This is a genomic window from Crystallibacter degradans (genome assembly GCF_012952295.1).
GTDB lineage: Bacteria > Actinomycetota > Actinomycetes > Actinomycetales > Micrococcaceae > Crystallibacter > Crystallibacter degradans.
In genome coordinates, this window is record NZ_JABBCH010000002.1 from 316,939 (window position 1) to 334,568 (window position 17,630).

General features: G+C 62.9%; 13 protein-coding genes. 5 read left to right on the top strand and 8 right to left on the bottom strand.

Going from position 1 to position 17,630, the window contains the following annotated elements:
- Positions 1–340: 340 nt before the first annotated feature.
- The 4 genes from HGO92_RS05235 to HGO92_RS05250 form a co-directional block, all read right to left on the bottom strand.
- Entirely contained in the window at positions 341–1,789 is a 1,449-nt protein-coding gene (locus HGO92_RS05235; protein ID WP_169992550.1) for a chlorohydrolase family protein, read from the bottom strand.
- Between the two features lie 452 nt (positions 1,790–2,241).
- Entirely contained in the window at positions 2,242–3,435 is a 1,194-nt protein-coding gene (locus tag HGO92_RS05240; protein ID WP_169992552.1) for an amidohydrolase, read from the bottom strand.
- Positions 3,435–4,958, bottom strand: coding sequence for a sodium:solute symporter family protein (locus HGO92_RS05245; protein ID WP_169992554.1), 1,524 nt, complete (start codon positions 4,956–4,958; stop codon positions 3,435–3,437). The genes HGO92_RS05240 and HGO92_RS05245 overlap by 1 nt, the downstream gene beginning before the upstream one ends.
- A complete protein-coding gene (locus HGO92_RS05250) occupies positions 4,955–5,179 on the bottom strand; it encodes a DUF3311 domain-containing protein (protein WP_169992556.1) in 225 nt (74 codons plus the stop codon). Before HGO92_RS05250 ends, HGO92_RS05245 begins: the two co-directional genes overlap by 4 nt.
- A 918-nt stretch (positions 5,180–6,097) precedes the next feature.
- On the opposite strand from HGO92_RS05250, the gene HGO92_RS05255 reads away from it, so the two are divergent.
- From HGO92_RS05255 to HGO92_RS05265, 3 genes are all read left to right on the top strand, one after another.
- On the top strand, positions 6,098–7,084 hold the full coding sequence (locus HGO92_RS05255) for an ornithine cyclodeaminase family protein (protein ID WP_169992558.1): 987 nt from the start codon (positions 6,098–6,100) through the stop codon (positions 7,082–7,084).
- Between the two features lie 481 nt (positions 7,085–7,565).
- Entirely contained in the window at positions 7,566–8,639 is a 1,074-nt protein-coding gene (locus HGO92_RS05260; protein ID WP_440915760.1) for a DNA polymerase IV, read from the top strand.
- A 126-nt stretch (positions 8,640–8,765) separates the two neighbouring features.
- On the top strand, positions 8,766–9,278 hold the full coding sequence (locus tag HGO92_RS05265; protein ID WP_240974418.1) for a DUF488 domain-containing protein: 513 nt from the start codon (positions 8,766–8,768) through the stop codon (positions 9,276–9,278).
- On the opposite strand, the gene HGO92_RS05270 is transcribed toward HGO92_RS05265, so the two are convergent.
- From HGO92_RS05270 to HGO92_RS05285, 4 genes are all read right to left on the bottom strand, one after another.
- Positions 9,275–10,111, bottom strand: coding sequence for a DUF8757 domain-containing protein (locus HGO92_RS05270; RefSeq protein WP_502305983.1), 837 nt, complete (start codon positions 10,109–10,111; stop codon positions 9,275–9,277). The genes HGO92_RS05265 and HGO92_RS05270 overlap by 4 nt on opposite strands.
- 259 nt (positions 10,112–10,370) lie before the next feature.
- Entirely contained in the window at positions 10,371–12,107 is a 1,737-nt protein-coding gene (locus tag HGO92_RS05275; protein ID WP_169992561.1) for a cobaltochelatase CobT-related protein, read from the bottom strand.
- Between the two features lie 4 nt (positions 12,108–12,111).
- Entirely contained in the window at positions 12,112–13,080 is a 969-nt protein-coding gene (locus HGO92_RS05280; protein WP_205834187.1) for an AAA family ATPase, read from the bottom strand.
- 2 nt (positions 13,081–13,082) lie between these two features.
- A complete protein-coding gene (locus tag HGO92_RS05285; RefSeq protein WP_169992565.1) occupies positions 13,083–13,922 on the bottom strand; it encodes an IclR family transcriptional regulator in 840 nt (279 codons plus the stop codon).
- A 194-nt stretch (positions 13,923–14,116) separates the two neighbouring features.
- Between HGO92_RS05285 and xsc the strand changes: the two genes are divergently transcribed.
- Together xsc and HGO92_RS05295 are read left to right on the top strand one after the other, a co-directional pair.
- Positions 14,117–15,925, top strand: a complete 1,809-nt coding sequence (xsc, locus tag HGO92_RS05290) for a sulfoacetaldehyde acetyltransferase (RefSeq protein WP_169992567.1) — start codon at positions 14,117–14,119, stop codon at positions 15,923–15,925.
- A 141-nt stretch (positions 15,926–16,066) separates the two neighbouring features.
- Positions 16,067–17,461 (top strand): NAD(P)/FAD-dependent oxidoreductase, encoded by a 1,395-nt coding sequence (locus tag HGO92_RS05295; protein ID WP_169992569.1) that lies wholly within the window; start codon positions 16,067–16,069, stop codon positions 17,459–17,461.
- The last annotated feature ends 169 nt before the right edge of the window (positions 17,462–17,630 follow it).

The window sequence follows — 17,630 nt, forward strand, 5'->3', positions numbered from 1 at the left end:
CGTCCATTAGCGCCGTCTTCATGCCGTTCCAGCCTAGCGGGTCGCAGCGGCTCTCGCGCCAGCGAACGGGCCGGACCTGCCTTCAAACGAGCTGGCCATCCGCTCTGCCAGTCGCTGCGTCGGCATCCTTTCAGCGTCCGGTCCGGCTCAACTTGTTTCTTGTGATGCCGATGTCTGCAGCCGATTTCCCGCCGATGGGTGGCGCGTGGACGGGGGTGAGGCGTTTCTCCTCGGCCTAGGAATCCTGCCTCGGGCAGGCCCGCCTTGACCCGCCTGATCTTGCGAGAGCCGGAAGCGATGATGGTCGTCGTGGATTTGCCGAAAACTTCAGATGCCCTGCCTATCGAATCGGGTAACTGGACGGAAGCAACTCATCCAATGGCCGTTTCGCGTAGTCGGAGATCGTCAGCGACGCAACGTACCGCTCCATGAAGTCCTGCGCCCGCTCCAGATAGTCACTCGTGTCGACGGTGATCACGTTGCCGTCTTCGACTACGGTTCTTCCGGCCACCACAACCCGGGTTATGTCGCGACCGTCGCAATTCATAACCATGGTACGTATCGGGTCCAAGTGCGGCCCGACGTGCGGCCCGGACAGGTCCAGCACAAAATAGTCCGCCTGCGCCCCGACGGCTAGCCGGCCCAAGTCATCCCGCCCGAGAGCCTCGGCTGGGTCTAGTGTGGCTGAACGAAACAAGTCGGCGGCCGATGCGCTCGATCGCTCAGCCGTAAAAGTCTTTGTCATGCCCATTCCCAGATCCATCGCCCTGATCATGTTCGGAGGGGCGGAATCCGTCCCGAGGACGACCCGTACGCCTTTCTGGCGATAGGAATCATACGTGTGCAAACAGCCGCCGTAGTGGGCCATAGGGATGGGGCAAAAGAGTACGTTCGTTCCTGAGTCCGAAAGAAGGGCAACATCGTCACCTTCGCCGAAATTCTTCGGCATATGGGGATGACCGGGAACCGCCCATGCGTGGGGGATGAACGTCCGCGGTTTCAGGAATCCAATTTCGGCGAGGTACGGCAGCGGACGCAGGCCGCTCCGCGCCCAGATTCGCTCCACTTCGTATAGGCCCTGTGCTGCATGAAGCCGCACCGGGATGTTTAGCGCATCGGCGGCTTCACGAGTCGCCCGCAGCGTACCTTCACTTTGTGTTTCGATCCGCGCAGGCAACAACGCTGTGCGGATGAGATCCTCTGCAGCGCCTTCATAATCGCGGGCGAAACGGACGGCCTCGTCCAATCCGCCTAGACCCCGGGCCTCATTCACGTGGAGGAGCAGACGTTTCCCGTCGGTGTAGGGCACCGCCGTTCGATAACTTGGCCCAAGATACGCACGGAGGCCGAGTGCCGTTACGGCGTGGGCCATATCGGCCATATCTTCGTAGTCTTCGCACCATTCCTTGTAGGATTCCGAGGCTATGGGCATCAGCGTTGTAACGCCGTTCCGCGCCAATTGAGACAGCGCGAACTCGCGTCGAAAGACCTCTTCCTCCCGGGTGAAAACCGGACCGTGATCCCGCAAGTACTCCTCGGACCATACGAGACCCAGGCGACGGTCTGGTTGAGTCCAAGAGTCAAAAAGTGCGTGGTCTATGTCGGATAGAGCGTTTAGATCGATGAATCCGGGGGCAACAACCGAGTTGCCCGCATCAAACTCCACGTCCACCCGGCCAGAATAACCCCGCCCCACGTGCAGGATCCGAGTGGCCTCGTACACCAATTCGGCATCAGGAAGAATGCAATGGTCGCCATTCTCAAATCCGATAACGTACTTCGCCTTCACGCGCGTAATCATGCCGGCCTGCCGTAAAAAAGGTGGCCGTCACTTGGCACCGGTACGCCACTGGCGCGCACCCTGCGGTTAGAGGGCTTAGCCCTGACCACAGGGTGCATCGTGCGGGAGGCCAGAAGTAGGACCGCATGTGCTGTAATTCCGATGTCGAATCCACTGCGAGTATCGTCACAAACCCCGGATTCGTGGGATAGGACCTCGTCACCGGATGTGCTCCAGGAATTCCTGCGCGCGACTTCAACCCGTCCTGCTTCCACACGAAGGTTTAGCAGCACGGCCCGTTCCAGCGGATCCGCTTCAGCAATCGTGGAGGTTGTGTTCCCTACCTCCCTACTGGAGACCTCGGGTGATTCCTTTTTCACGTTGCACGTCCTTTCATCTGCGGGATAACGGGGCGGGGCGAGGTCTCAGCCAGGTCGCTGGAAACTACGGGCGCGAGAGTATTAGTTGAAGTTGTTTACGATGATTCGTCCGTTTTTGACCACCAACGCCCGTTGCGGATGAGCAACCACTGCTTCCGCAAGGTTTCGCGCAGGAACCAGCACCATGTCTGCAGCGCAACCGACTTCGAGTCCATACGCTTCCAAGCCCAGGATCCGTGCGCCGTTGTAGGTCGCGGCGCCAAGAGCCAATTCGATGTCCTCGTCCCGGCGAAGGTCATTGCGGTATGCAACAAACATCGCACGCTCAAGCATGTCGCCGTTCCCGTAGGGGGACCAAAGATCGCGTATCCCGTCGCTTCCGCATCCCAGGTTGATACCTGCCTCGAACAAGGTCCGAACGGGTAGCACGGGTTTGCTGAAGACAGCTGCCGTTGTGAGGGAAATGCGGGTCTCGGCAAGCCCGTCTAGAACGCCCGCGGCTTCAACTGCAGGGGTCGTGCCCAAGCAGAAAGCATGGCTGATAGTTACCCTTCCCTCCATTCCAGTTCGCCGCGTCCAGTCGATGATTGCCTTCACTTGCCACATGCCTAGTTCACCTGGGTCGTGGAGGTGGATGTCGATCTCGGAGTCGAGGTCGCAGGCGAGACCGAAAATCGCTTTTAGCTGGCCTATCGGGTCGTCGTCGAATCCAGCTGGATCGACTCCGCCAATGGCAGTGGCACCCATTTCGACGGCGTCCCTGAGCAAAGAAGCAGTGCCAGGACGCGTCACTACCCCCTGCTGGGGAAACGCGACCTGCTGGACGTCAATGCGTCCGACCATCGCGGCCGCCGCGGCCGCCACCTCTTCCATGCCCCGCAGTCCGACGTCGGGATCGACATCGGTATGGGTGCGGATATGCGTTGTCCCGCTGTTGGACATCTGTTCCAAGAGGGCCCTGATGCGGTTGCCAGAGGGGTAGCCGACGTCGAAGCGGCGCTCGCGCTCGTTGGCAATGCGGTCGGCGACGTCCGGTCCTGCTGTATGCGCGGTCCACGGTCCGCCCCACATGGTCTTGTCTACGTGGCAGTGGCTGTCTATGAAACCCGGTAACAGCAATGCTCCCCGGGCATCGATCTCCTCGTCTCCCGGATCGGGGGCGGATTGCCCTCCGATGGCTCTAATTCGCCCGTCGGCAATATGGATGTCGGTTGGTTCTTCATCCTGTGGAAGCCGCACATTTCTCAAGTGGAGCGGCTGGTTCTCAGCGTGCATCAATCCTCCTTGGAGGTATGGGCGACCGCACCGACAACGGCGGCAGTGGGCACGGGAGCGGGAGATCCCAAGGGCGGTATTTCTGTTGCGGCTGTTTCGGAGGCAACGCCAAGAATTTCGCGGGCGCGCTGGCTGACCGGCTTCTGTTTGGATGCTCCGCCCTTGAAGATCAGGCTGAAGACGATCACAACCGCGAAATTCACGGCCAATGCGATCAGCCCGGTATTGACATTCCAAGGGGTCAGCTTGGAGAAGTAGAAGAACGTCACGAGTACGCAGCCGACAACCAGACCGATCGAAAGCGCAAGTGCTTTGAACTTCCTAAAGAACAGAACTCCGAACCACGCGGGCACCAGTTGGGCGGTCAAAGCGAGTGCCACGTTCAGGAATGTAAGCATGATGGACGAAGCAAAAGTCGAGAGGACCGCAGTGAAAACAAGGAACAGGCCCATTACGACTTTGACTCCGTGAGAGGTCTTGGCCTGCCCCAAACTGGGGGCCAGGTTGCGGGTCAGCACGCCGCCGAACATGAGGGAGTTTCCTGCCAGGACGATGAGTGCTGACAAACCAGCGCCCGCTGCCACGAGACCGACGATCCATTCCGGGGCCAAATCACGGGTCACGGCGAGGAATACACTGTCCGCGTTTTCTAGGTTGGGTGCATGGCTTACACCGTAGTATGCGGCAAACACCAGGAGCGGATACATGAGCATATAGAGGGGCATCCATATGACCGAACCCTTGATTGATGATTCGGACCGCGCTGAAAAGAGGAACTGTGCCGGCAGCGTCAGATAGAACTGGATGGATTGCACAACGATCGTGCTCATCGCGAACACCAATGCGCCGCCGGTGACAGTGGTAAGTTCCGGCTTAGTTGCCACCACCTCGAAGATTCCAGGAATTCCCTTGGCTGCAACGATCGCAACGATGCCGGCGAGTGCAATGCCCAGAAACATAAACAGGTCCTTGACAATGGCCACGAAGGCGGTGGAGCGCATCCCGGAAATTGCTACGTAAAGGAATGCGATCGCTGCCGAGCCGACGATGATGCCGAACCGGTTCAAAGGGAGCCCCAGACCGCTGAGAACGGTCTGCAATCCGATGAACTGGAAGATCGCCCAGGGGATCAGTGCCAGGACGAACGTGCACGCCGAGAGTTTTTCGAGGATTCGGCTGCGGTAGTGGCCATACATGACGTCGGGAACAGTAACGGCTTGGTAAGCCTTACCAGCTCTCCATACAAGTGGGGCCAGAAAGTATCCGAAGATGTATCCGAGGAGGATATAGCCTATGAACCACACCCCATACGACGCCCCTTTGGCATAAATTCCGCCCGGGAATCCCAGCATCGTGCCCACGCTGTAGATTTCCCCGACGGCGAGGAAGAAGATCAGCCAGGCCGGAAGCGAACGGCCGGCAATGAGGGTGGCTATTGGCCCGCGGCCGGTGACCCCACGCCGTGCAGCGAAGGCCACACCGATCGATACGGCAATGACTGCAAAGAATACGGACGCGATCATTTGAAGTCTCCTTCCAGGCGCCGGTAGGCGTCCCGTTCGAGATACCGCCATGACACCCAAAAGCAAAGAGTCGTAATCGGCAGCAGGGCAAACAGCCAGGCAAACACCATGGGAATCCCCAGGATGGTGTTCGCGCTCTGACTGAACAGAGGAATTCCCAGAAGTACCGCCATAGCGGGGATGCCCATGCCGACGATAAGGGACCAGCGATTTCCAACCATGAAAAATGTCTCCTTTACGTGAATTGGTCTCCAGCAGCTGCGCATTGATCGGTCCTTCATATGGTGTGATGCAGATCTCCTAGAGATGAATCAACAGTACGTTTGGAATACCAAACGTGGCAGAACCAGATGGGCATCGTTTTTATGGGTCCAGTTCGGGTTGCTCCTCACGCAACACCCTTCTTTCGGAAGGACTCGCTAAATTGGAATGCCCCTGAGTCCAGTAGCTTGCTGGCAGCAGGCTACTGGACGGCCCGGCCCTCACCTTGGGCCGTCATCATCGTGCGACTGTGGTGCCAGGACGCCATTACTGCAATCGCCCGTTCCTGAGAGCGGCTTGCATGGCCCAGCCAGCGCGGGATCGTTCGCCCCGAACGACACGCGGTTTCGCTGGGCTTCCCTGGCTATGATCCGCATGTCCTTGCCACAAAATACACATCCTGGTCTGCGTCGCTCCACGCCAGGCATCCGCGCCATGAGGATAGCTCCTCGCGTCGTCGCCTAACCTCCGACCGTGCATTCGAGCCGCCCAGCTCTGGATTCACGATTGATAGATTCAGGAAAGCGGCGGACCACTGCCATTACGATGAGCGGCACTCTGGCAAGTTTTTGTGTGCTTGGTATACCATCTGTTGAATGAAGTAGGTAAAGAAGGTTTCCTGGCTTCATTATTGACGGCGAGAATCGCTCCTGCCGCGGTAGTCGTACTAGAGCCGTTCCCAGGCCGCAGGCAAGGCAGTCCCGGGACACGACTGGTTGGCTCTGCGAGTTTCGGCGTCTGGCCCAACCTTTTGTGCTTTCCGGCCGGTAATACCGTCGCTATCTGAAAGAGGCTATGGGGCGAACTGCCATCGGTTCGCCGCTCTCTGAACCGTTGCCGACAACCCTCCAGCCCTGACCAATTCGAAGGACATCGACATGACCCTTATCCTCACTGCTTCACAGCTCACTGAGCTGGCGAACATGCAGGCGACCATTGCCGCCGTAGAGAACGCTTTCGGGGACATCTCGCGGGGCACCTCGCATCAGCCAGCTCCCACCACTCTGCAACTGCCGTCGTCTGACGCGCGCTTCATACCTATGACGGCCCTTTCTGATGCTAGTTGCGCCGCCTCCGTCAAACTATTAGCGGATCTGCCCGGAAATGCCGAGCACGGACTTCCCACGCAGCGCTCCACGATCGTACTTGTGTCACAATCAACGGGCGAGACCCTAGGATTCCTGGACGGACGTGTGCCCACTCGTGTCCGGACGGCCGCAGCCAGCGCGGTGGCGAGTAAGCATCTTGCTCGTCCTGAGAGCACCACGCTCGGCCTGGTTGGGGCCGGAGCGCTCGCCGTGGCTCACGTCGAAGCGATGCTTAATGTGCTGCCCATCAAGACCGTCGTCGTGTGGTCGCGAAGCACCGCTACGACGGACTCCTTCCAAGCCCTCATCGCTCACCACCAGTTGCAGGTTGTTGTTGCCACGTCGGTGCAACAAGTCGTCGAATCGGCCGATGTTCTCTGCACGCTCACCCCGGCCACAGAACCGCTAGTGCAGGGAAGTTGGTTCACCCCCGGGCTTCACGTCAATGCCGTGGGGTCACGCCCGCGCCCAGAGCATCGTGAAATTGATTCAGAAGCCGTGCGTCGCGCTTGCATTTTTGTGGACAGCCTATCCACGGCCAGAACGAAGTCCGGTGACCTGATAATCCCCGTTAACGAAGGGGTTCTGAGCTTTGAGGACGTCATCGGTGAGCTTGGAGACGTCATCACTGGAAAGGTTGGTGGGCGCAGCGGAATCGAGGACATTACGCTTTTCAACTCCGTTGGCATCGGGCTGCAAGATCTGGCAATTGGCCGGCTGCTCTACGATGCTGCACTGGAGCAGGGTGTGGGGCTCGACGTGGATATGAGTCGTTAGGATCACCGGCGCAACATTGTTTTGATTCGGGGCTTTGTAACCGGTGCCGGCGGCGCTGCGCAGCGAGCCGTCTCCATGGCCGCGCGTGCGGCAGCAGCCTTCCTTTTCTCCTCTGGCTTGGCCTCGGCTGTACGCTCCTCAAGCGCCTTGTGCTGTGTACCGGGCGGTAGTGAGGGAGCATCCCAGCTTTCTCCCGGTCTCCATCATCGCCACAGCGTCCAGCGCCGCGACCACCACGGAATGTTTCTTCTTCTCTGCAAGCGTTAACACGGAACTAATCACGAGGACGGTGGCTGAAGACGGATATCCAAGGGTCGCGCATTAAGCTGACGATGTCTCGCCTGACTGCATAAGTGACGACCTGTCGGCCGAACCCTGAGCGGACGATCTTGGCCGTGCAAGGTCAGGAGGCCGTCGGCTTCGTCGACAAACATTGTAGAGAGCCGATGCGTGCCTCGGACGTTTAGGGCAGACTGGTGCCGTGAGCGGAATCTCATGGGTGCTGCACGTCGATCTCGACCAGTTCATCGCTGCGGTCGAAGTGCTCCGGCGGCCGGAGCTTGCAGGCAAGCCGATCATTGTGGGCGGTCGGGGCGACCCCACGGAACGAGCCGTGGTGTCGACCGCATCTTACGAAGCCAGGGCGTTCGGCGTGGGTTCCGGCATGCCCTTACGAATTGCGGCCCGGAAAGTGCCCGACGCGGTGATCCTGCCCGTCGATCAGGAGGCTTACCTCGAAGCCTCTGAAACGGTGATGGCTACCCTGCGGGCGCAGCCGGCCGCCACCGTGCAGGTGCTGGGTTGGGATGAAGCTTTTGTCGGCACGGAGACAGAGGATCCGGAAGCCTACGCCCGGCAGGTGCAGGCCGCTGTCCTGGAGCGAACGCGGTTGCATTGCAGCGTGGGTATCGGCGACACCCTGGTTCGAGCCAAGGTCGCCACAGGTTTCGGCAAGCCGGCCGGCGTCTTTCGCCTTACTGCCAAAAACTGGCTCGACGTCATGGGCAGCCGGCCCACCAAGGATCTGTGGGGCGTCGGAACCAAAGTGTCGGGCCGGCTGGCCAAACTCGGCATCAACACAGTCGCCGAGCTCGCCGCGGCCGACCCGCAGGACCTGGTCCCGGAGTTCGGCCCCAGGATGGGTCCTTGGTACGCGGAGCTCGGACGCGGGGACGGCGCCAGCGTCGTGGACGACACCCCGTGGGTTGCCCGCGGGCACAGCCGGGAGATCACCTTCCAGCGCGACCTCACCGAGCCCGCCCAAGTGGACGATGCCGTGCGGGAGCTGACGGCACGAGTCCTTGAGGATGTTGTGGCCGAAGGAAGGCCCGTGGTTGGGCTGACCCTCAAGGTCCGGTACGCGCCGTTCTTCACCAAGACCCACGCGAGGAAGATTCCCGAGACCTTCGACCGGAACGAAATCCTCGCGCGGGCCTCGGATCTTGCAACGTCAGTTGAGGCTGGCCGGCCGATCAGGCTCCTAGGCCTGCGGGCCGAAATGACCATGCCCGACGACGCCCGAAAAGGACATACGCCGACGCGCGGCGGTTGGTAAGACGTCCAGGCATGGTCGGCGTGCGGATCACGGTTGCGGTCGAGACGCCTGGCCGGTTCGGAGGCCGAGCCTGCCGCGCGGGCAAACAGCAGCATCGTGCCGCAGCGACCGTGCTTTCGTAAAGCCTTGCTGTATCTGGCCGAGAAGAAGCAGGTAAGGCAAGTGCTGCCGGCATGGAACAATGAAACGATGTGGAATGAGAGAAGCGGGATCATCGGCGTTGGCTACGAAGGCAGCGACATGGAGTCATTCCTGAATGGACTAGTTGGATGGGGTGTAAACACGCTGGTCGATGTACGGCTCAATGCCATTTCCAGGAAAAAAGGCTTCTCGAAGCGAGCATTGAAAGAAGGGCTCGCACAAGCAGGGATCAGCTATCTTCATTTGCCTGCCCTTGGCAATCCGAAAGACAACAGGGACGGCTTTGCCTCGCCTGGCGGCGCCGATAATGCCGCACATGCGCGGTACAAAGAACTCCTGCAAACAGGCCAGGCACAGGAAGCGCTTCGCGAGTTGGCGGACTTGGCCACCCAAGAGCGCGTGGCCGTTCTATGCTTTGAAGCCTCGGAGCTAGGCTGCCATCGACGGTTCGTTCTCGATGCTGTTAAACAAAGCATGCGGGAACGAGCAGTGGCCTAGAACAGTGAGTCCTCTGGTCTTGAGCCAACTGGCGGCCAGAAAACTCCGAGCACCATAAAGCTGCCCGGGTTTTGATGTTGATTCCCGATGAAAAAGTGAACGTCCTTTTCCCTGGAGCACATCTCTTCGTAGAATTTTCTTTCGAGCTGGCTCCGGACGTCACCTGCCTTTCCATCGCGCCATTTTAGACCAGCTACGCCGACTTCCCAATCAATGAGTGACTGTGAGTGCCCTTTGCAGGAGCGGTGTTGGCAGCGGTAATCATATCGGAGTTTATAAGGCGCTGCCTTAAGAACTTCCTTCTCTGTTTCGAACAAATCTGGCGCGGCCGAGGCTTGGGCCGCAGCCGCTGTGCGTTCGTCAAAATCTGGGTTTTCGGATATGGATACACCGGAGATGTCCGCTGGTTTGATTAGCGCAAGGGATTTGGAGTTCTGGCCGACAGCCGCAGCTCTACTCCTGATTTCGCAGGTCGTCCCCTCGCCAGCCAAATCCCTAAGCAGCTCCCACCGCTCACGCCACTTCCGCGATGTGTCTATGGTGTCGCCAAGTACGAGCGATCCTAGATCTGGTTGCCAGCTCTCCGGACGGCGATCTGTCGATCCTTTCTTCGCGCGCAGAGAGACGTGCTGGTATTTCTTGAACTGTGAGGATGAAGGAAGGTCACGATAGCCAACTGGAAATAGTCTAATAAATTCAGGTGTCTCGGTGTCTGTTCGAACTCCAGCAACGCAAACAGATTCACCATACTTGTTGCTCATGGCCGGATACGCTTTCACGGTAACCACCATTTGCACTGTTTTCCATATACCGTTCGGCGCTTCTGATGACATAGATCCCCAAATCCAATCACTTGTTGTAGAGCTGCGTAGCTTTCATGAAGCATTTTTAGTAGGTCCTTGGTAAAAGGATATATACGTTTCGCTCCATCCAGGTTGTTGACCGTTTACAGCCCCTCCATCGAGCTCTTCGATATGGGCGCCGTGCGCAGTACGCCGTGGCTAGCTGGAGGAGATCGGGGCGCGTGTCGGTGCTGCCTCATGATGTGGGCGATGCATCGGAAGGTACCCCACGGCACTAAGCGGCAGATCGCTAATGCAGCGGCGGGAGCGACCGCTCCAGCAGGCCGGTCAGTTCGCGCACGCCTTCGGACTGGCCCAGCCGCTCGGTGTCGAGAATCAGCGAGCGGGAGAAGTAGGGGCTCATGTCCAGTCCGAGGCCGACGCCGAAGACGTTGACCGCACCCGAGTCCTCCAGTTCGCGCACCACGGTGGCGAGGTGCTGCTGCAGGTAATGCTCGTCGTTGGCCAGCGCGGTGGCGCCGTCGGCCGGGCTGCCGTCGGAGAGGACAATCAGGATCCGGCGCTGTTCCGTCCGGTCGGCCAGCCGGCGCGCGGCCCATTGGACCGCCTCGCCGTCGATCCCTTCGCGGTAGAGCGTGGTCTTCAGCAGCGCAGCGATGCCGGGCCGGGCCTTGCGCCAGTTGGTGTCCGCGTCCTTGAAGATGAGGTGGTTGACCTCGTTGAGCCGGCCCGGGCGGCGCGGGGAGCGGGCACGCTTCCAATCGCGCGCGGCCTTGCCCCCGTTCCACGCCTCGGTGGTGAAGCCCAAGACCTCGCTGGCCACCCCGATCCGCTCCAGCGCGCGCAGGAAAACGTCCACGTAGGCCGCGATGCCCTCGCCGTGCTGCTTCATGGAGCCGGAACAGTCGATGAGGAAGCTGACCACGGTGGCGGGCCTCGCCTCGTGCCGCTCGGTCTGGAAGAGGCGGCGTTCGGCGGGGGAGCAGACCAGCTGGCTGAGCCGGGCGCCGTCGATCATTCCTTCTTCCTGCCCGCTGTTCCAGCCCGAGGTCACCGGCACGCACAGCAGCGGCTCGAGCCGCCGCGCCAGCAGGGCCACGTTCACGCCGCTGTCCGCGATTCGCCTGTCCAGCCGGCGCCGGTAGTCGTGCAGCAGCTCGGGCCGCACCAGCGAGGCAGCTTGCAGGACCCGATCATAGGCGGTGGTGAAGGCGCGGTAGGCCCCGCCGTCGTCCGCCAATGTGGGGCTGGCCCCCGAGGCCGCGGTCTCCGGCAGCCACGCGTCCTCCTCCGCGTCCACCAGCAGGCTGAACTGCTCGCGGGCCTTGCGAGCGGACCGTTCGGCGCCGCCGTCGTTGTCCGCCTGCGCGGCATCGGCCAGGGATTCAATAACGACGGCGATCGCCAGCGCCGGCTCGGCGTAGTCCGCCTGGCGGGTCCGCGTCCGCCGCAGCAGGGCCAGGTCCCCGCCGAGCAGGGCCGACAGCCTGCCGCGGGTCTGCTCGATCAGGTCCTCGGTCTCGGCGACCACCGGCTCGCCGGTCACGCGGGACCGGCAGACCTGGGCCACCGTGTAGAGCAGCAGGCCGAGGGACGTCTCGGTCAGGCCGGAGCGGTGGAACTGCGTGGACCAGGCCTCGTGGCGCAAGCGCATGTTGCTTACCACTCCGGGCTGGTCCGCGAGGGACTCCGTCCGGAACTGTTCCAGCAGCTCGAACACCAGCCGGGCCGTCTGGCCGGCAGGCCGGAGCCGGGCGTGGAGCGAAGCGTCGGAGTGCAGCAGCCGCAGCGCCATCCCGTCCGCCGCGCCGCGGAAGGAACCGAAGCCGTCGGACGAATGGTCCGGGTAGAGGTGCGGCGCGTTCAGCGGGAGCACCGTGCGGCCGCGGTAGAGGTGGTCGCCGCGGAAGTCCAAGGCCTGGTCCCCGGCCAGCGCGCGGATGCTGGCCGCGCAGAGCTGCCGGATCTGCTGCTGCCGGCGCCGGGCGGCGGTATCTGCCGTCACCGTGCGATCCGTCGTCACCATCGGGTCAGGCGTACGCGGGGGCGAGCTCGAAGGATTCCTCGAGTTCGGCGTCGAAGCAGCGCTGGAAGTACTCGGCCACGACGGTGCGCTCCGACTCGTCGCACTTGTTGACGAAGGAGAGCCGGAACGCCAGCGCGGGGTCGCGGAAGACCGCCACGTTCTCGGCCCAGCTGATCACGGTCCGCGGGGACATCAGCGTGGACACGTCGCCGGCCAGGAAGCCCTGCCGGGTCAGATTGGCCACCTCCACCATCGAAGCCACCAGCGCCGTGCCGGGACCGTCCGCCAGGGAAGGAACCCGGGACTGGACAATGGCGATCTCCTCCGCAGCGGGCAGGTAGTTCAGCGACGCCACGATGTTCCAGCGGTCCATCTGCGCGTGGTTGAGCCGCTGCACCCCGTGGTACATCCCGTTCAGGTTGCCCAGGCCCACCGTGTTGGAGGTGGCGAAGAGCCGGAAGCCGGGGTGCGGGCGCAGCACGCGGTTCTGGTCCGTCAGCGTGAAGGAGCCGTCGCGTTCGAGCAGTCGCTGGATGACGAACATGACGTCCGGCCGGCCGGCGTCGTACTCATCGAAGATCAGGGCCATGGGCTGTTGCAAGGCCCACGGCACCACGCCCTCCTGAAAGCGGGTGACCTGCCGGCCGTCCTCGATCACCACGGTGTCCTTGCCTACCAGGTCCAGCCGGCTGATGTGGCCGTCCAGGTTCACCCGGATGCACGGCCAGTTCAACCGCGCGGCCACCTGTTCGATATGCGTGGACTTGCCGGTACCGTGCAGCCCCTGGAGCAGCACCCGGCGGTTGTGCGCGAAGCCGGCCAGCAGCGCCAGCGTCACGTCATGGTTGAAGCGGTAGGCCGGATCGATCTCCGGCACGTGCTCGTTCGGCTCGGGGAACATCGGCACCATCAGGCCGCTGTCGATGCCGAAAGCGTCGCGGGCCGAGACCATCAGGCCGGGGCGGTACTCCATGCTCATCCTCCTGCCAGTGAGAGGGCGAGGGAGGGCCCATCCGACATTTGCTGTTCTTCGATCCGGCCCAGGGTTTCCGCCGCGGCGCGCAGCGAGGGGAGCAGGCCGACCAGGTCATCCGAGGACATCCGGACAATGGGCGCCTGCACCGCCACGCACATGTTGGAGCGGGTGGTGGCATTGGGCACGAGGACGGCGATGCAGACCAGCCCGTCGAGGAATTCCTCGCGGTCCAGCGCGTAGCCGTCCAGCCGGATCTGCCGCAGCTCCTCCTCCAGCAGCGCCGGATTGGTCTGCGTATGCCGGGTGAAGACCTTCAGCGGCTGCATCGCGATCACGCGCTCGCGCTGGGCGGGACCGAACTGGGAGAGGATCATCTTGCCGCTGGCCGAGCAGTGCACCGGCACGCGGGACCCCGGGCCCAGGTGGATGCGCAGCGGCTCCGTGGTTTCCACCCGGTCCAGGTAGATCACCTCGTTGCCGGAGAGCGAGGTGATGTTGCAGCTTTCACCGATCTCGTCCACCAGGCTCTTCAGCACCGCGTGCCGGGAGCCGTGCCGGGTGTCGTTGAGCAGCACGTCCTCGGCCATCCGCCGCATTCGGGCGCCGGTGCCGTAGTGCTTGCCGTCGCTCTGGCGCATCAGCAGGTCCGCCCCCTCCAGTTGCTGCAGCATCCGGTGCAGCGTCGGCTTCGGGATCCCGGTCTGGTCCACCAGGGACTGCAGGGTGAAGAGCTGGTCACGCGTGGTGATGAACTCCAGCAGGGCGAACAGCCGCAGTGCCGGCGTCTCGCCCTGGACGCTGCCTACCGGACCGAGGTCCGGCTCCGTCAAGCCTTCCATGGTGCCTCCTTGCCGAGAAAATGTTCCGCTGTTTCAAAAAATAGTATCACTGGGAAGAAAAAACGGAATATGTGTTGACCGATGTGAGCCACACCGCATATGTTGGTTCCAGTCCCGTTTTCGGGAGCAATCCGAACCATTTTTTGGAACTTCTTATCGCCCAGCGCGGCGGCACGATTCAAAGGAGAGTTGTTATGAGCGAACAGAACACGGGCCGCGAGGTCGTCGAGGGCGTCCAGAAGATGACCCCGTCGGAGGCCTTCGTCGAGACCATGGTCTCCAACGATGTCACGGACATTTTCGGCATTATGGGTTCGGCGTTCATGGACGCCATGGACATCTTCGCCCCCGCCGGCATCCGGCTGGTCCCCGTGGTCCACGAGCAGGGCGCCGCGCACATGGCTGACGGCTACGCCCGGGCCAGCGGCCGCCACGGCGTGGTGATCGGCCAGAACGGCCCCGGCATCAGCAACTGCGTGACCGGCATCGCCGCCGCCTACTGGGCGCACAGCCCGGTGGTCATCGTGACCCCGGAGGCCGGCACCAACGGCATCGGCCTGGGCGGCTTCCAGGAGGCCAACCAGCTGCCCATGTTCCAGGAGTTCACCAAGTACCAGGGCCACGTGGTCAACCCCGCCCGCATGGCCGAGTTCACCGCCCGCTGCTTCGACCGCGCCATGAGCGAGAACGGGCCCACCCAGCTGAACATCCCGCGCGACTACTTCTACGGCGAGATCACCACCGAGATCCCCAAGCCCCGCCGGGTGGACCGCGGCGCCGGCGGCAGGGAGAGCCTGGAGGCGGCGGCGGAACTGATCGCCACGGCCAAGGCCCCGGTCATCGTCTCCGGCGGCGGCGTGGTCATGGCTGACGGCGTGGAGGAGTGCAAGGCGCTCGCCGAACGCCTCGGCGCCCCGGTGGTCAACAGCTACCAGCACAACGATTCATTCCCCGCCAGCCATCCGCTGTGGTGCGGTCCGCTGGGCTACCAGGGATCCAAGGCGGGCATGAAGCTCATCTCGGAGGCCGACGTCGTTATTGCCCTCGGCACCCGGCTGGGCCCGTTCGGCACGCTGCCGCAGTACGGCCAGGCCTACTGGCCCGAGAACGCCAAGATCATCCAGGTGGACGCGGACCACACCATGCTCGGCCTGGTCAAGAAGATCGACGTCGGCATCTGCGGCGACGCGAAGGCCGTCGCCACCGAACTGACCCAGCTCCTCGCCGACCGCACGCTGACCAGCGACGCCACCAAGGCCGAGCGCGCCGCACGGATCAAGGCGGAGAAGGACGCCTGGGAGCAGGAACTCAGCGCCTGGACCCACGAGCAGGACGAGTACAGCCTGGACGTCATCGAGGAGGCCAAGCACGAGGAGGGCAACTGGCTGCACCCGCGCCAGGTCCTGCGCGAGCTGGAGCTGGCCATGCCGGAGGACGTCATGATCTCCACGGACATCGGCAACATCAACTCGGTCGCGCACAGCTACCTGCGCTTCGAGAAGCCGCGCAGCTTCTTCGCCCCGATGAGCTTCGGCAACTGCGGCTACGCCCTGCCCACCATCATCGGTGCCAAGGCCGCCGCCCCCGAGCGTCCCGCCGTGGCCTATGCCGGCGACGGCGCCTGGGCCATGAGCATGGGCGAGGTCCTCACCGCCGTCCGGCACAACATCCCGGTCACCGCCATCGTCTTCCGCAACCGTCAGTGGGGCGCGGAGAAGAAGAACCAGGTGGAGTTCTACAACCGCCGCTTCGTCGCTGGCGAGCTGGATAACGACGGCGAAAGCTTCGCCGAGATGGCCCGCTCCATGGGTGCCGAGGGCATCGTGGTGGACCAGCTGGAGAACGTCGGCGCCGCGCTGAAGGACGCCCTGAACGCCCAAATGAACGATGGCGTCACCACGGTCATCGAGGTCATGTGCACCCGCGAACTCGGCGACCCGTTCCGCCGCGACGCCCTGAAGAAGCCGGTCCGGATGCTTGAGAAGTACAAGGACTACGTCTAAACCGGGCAGACGGTTCGAAGCCAACGGCTCGAACCAGCTCCACCTAGCAGGACAGGCAGGCCGGTGCCCCGTGGGGGTGGCACCGGCCTGCCGCACACAACACAGGATTGGCACCAACTGAAGCACTGATCGGAGAACACAATGGGCAACTCGAAGGCGCCTGAGCAAGTAGTGGTGGTAGGCGCGGGCATGGTGGGATTCTCCACCGCCTGGTACCTGCAGGAACGCGGCGTGCAGGTCACCGTCGTCGACAAGGAAGGCGTCGCCGCCGGATCCTCCTGGGGCAACGCCGGCTGGCTGACCCCCGCGCTGACCCTGCCGCTGAGCGAACCGGCGGTCCTGCGCTACGGCCTCAAGGCCATGCTCGATCCGTCCTCCCCGCTCTACATCCCGCTCTCCGCCAACCCGCAGCTGCTGCGCTTTCTGATCGGCTTCGCTCGCCACTGCACCCCGGGCAAGTGGCGCGAGGCGATGGAAGTCTTCACCGAGGTCAACCGCATCGGCATGGACGCCTACGACGAACTCGCCGAAGGCGGCAACCTCCTCACCACGTCACATCAAACAACGACGACGGCGGCCGGCACCGCCGGGGGCAGCGCAGCCTCAGGAACCACCGGGACCACCACCCGCGCCGGCACCACCACCACCCTGACCGCCGCGGCCACTGCCGACGGCGCGGTCCGCGAGCCCACCAAGGTCGCCGACCCGTTCCTGGCCGGCTTCGTCTCGCACAAGCACCGCGACGCCCTGGTCCACGAGTTCGACGCCGTCCGACGCGCCGGCGGCACGGTGGACTACAACCTGGTGGACGGCGACGAGCTCCGCGCCCTGGAACCGACGCTGGGCTCCGGCGTCCGGGCGGGCGTGCAGATCCGCGACCAGCGCTTCATCAACCCGCCCAAGTTCATGGAGTCCCTCGCCGAGTCCGTCAAGGCCCGCGGCGCCGAGATCGTCAGCGGCTTCGACGTGGTGGACATCCGCGACGACGGCACCGGCGTCCGCGTGATCGCCGCGGACAGCCGCCTGCTCCAGGCAGACAACGTGGTCATCGCCAGCGGCGCGTGGATGGGCAAGCTCGCCCGCCGCTTCGGCGTCAAGCGCGTGGTCCAGGCCGGCCGCGGCTACAGCTTCACGGTGGTCCCCGAGGTCATGCCAACCCATCCCATCTACTTCCCGGCCCAGCGCGTGGCCTGCACCCCGCTCGGAGACCGCTTCCGCGTGGCCGGCATGATGGAATTCCGCGACGCCGACGCACCTCTGGACCCCCGCCGGATCAAGGCCATCATCGACGCGGCCACGCCGATGTTCAAGGGCATCGACTGGCAAGACCGCAAAGAGGAATGGGTCGGCTCCCGACCCTGCACCACCGACGGCCTGCCGCTCATCGGCGCCACCAAATCCTCCCGCGTCCATGTGGCCGGCGGTCACGGCATGTGGGGCGTCGCCCTCGGACCGCTCACAGGCAAAATGCTCGCCGCCTCCATCACCGGCGACACCACCCCCACCGTCATGCGCCGCTTCAACCCGCTGCGCTGACCCAAACCTGCGATTGCGGCACAGCCACGCCCCTGTGCCGCAATCGCCATTTAACACGCGGACTGATTTTCCTCCTTACACTCCTGAGGGTCACATTCCGATGGGAAGCGCTCCTCCCGGCTACCGCGTCACATGCGCTGTTATCGGCGGAATGACGTCCGTCCAGGCA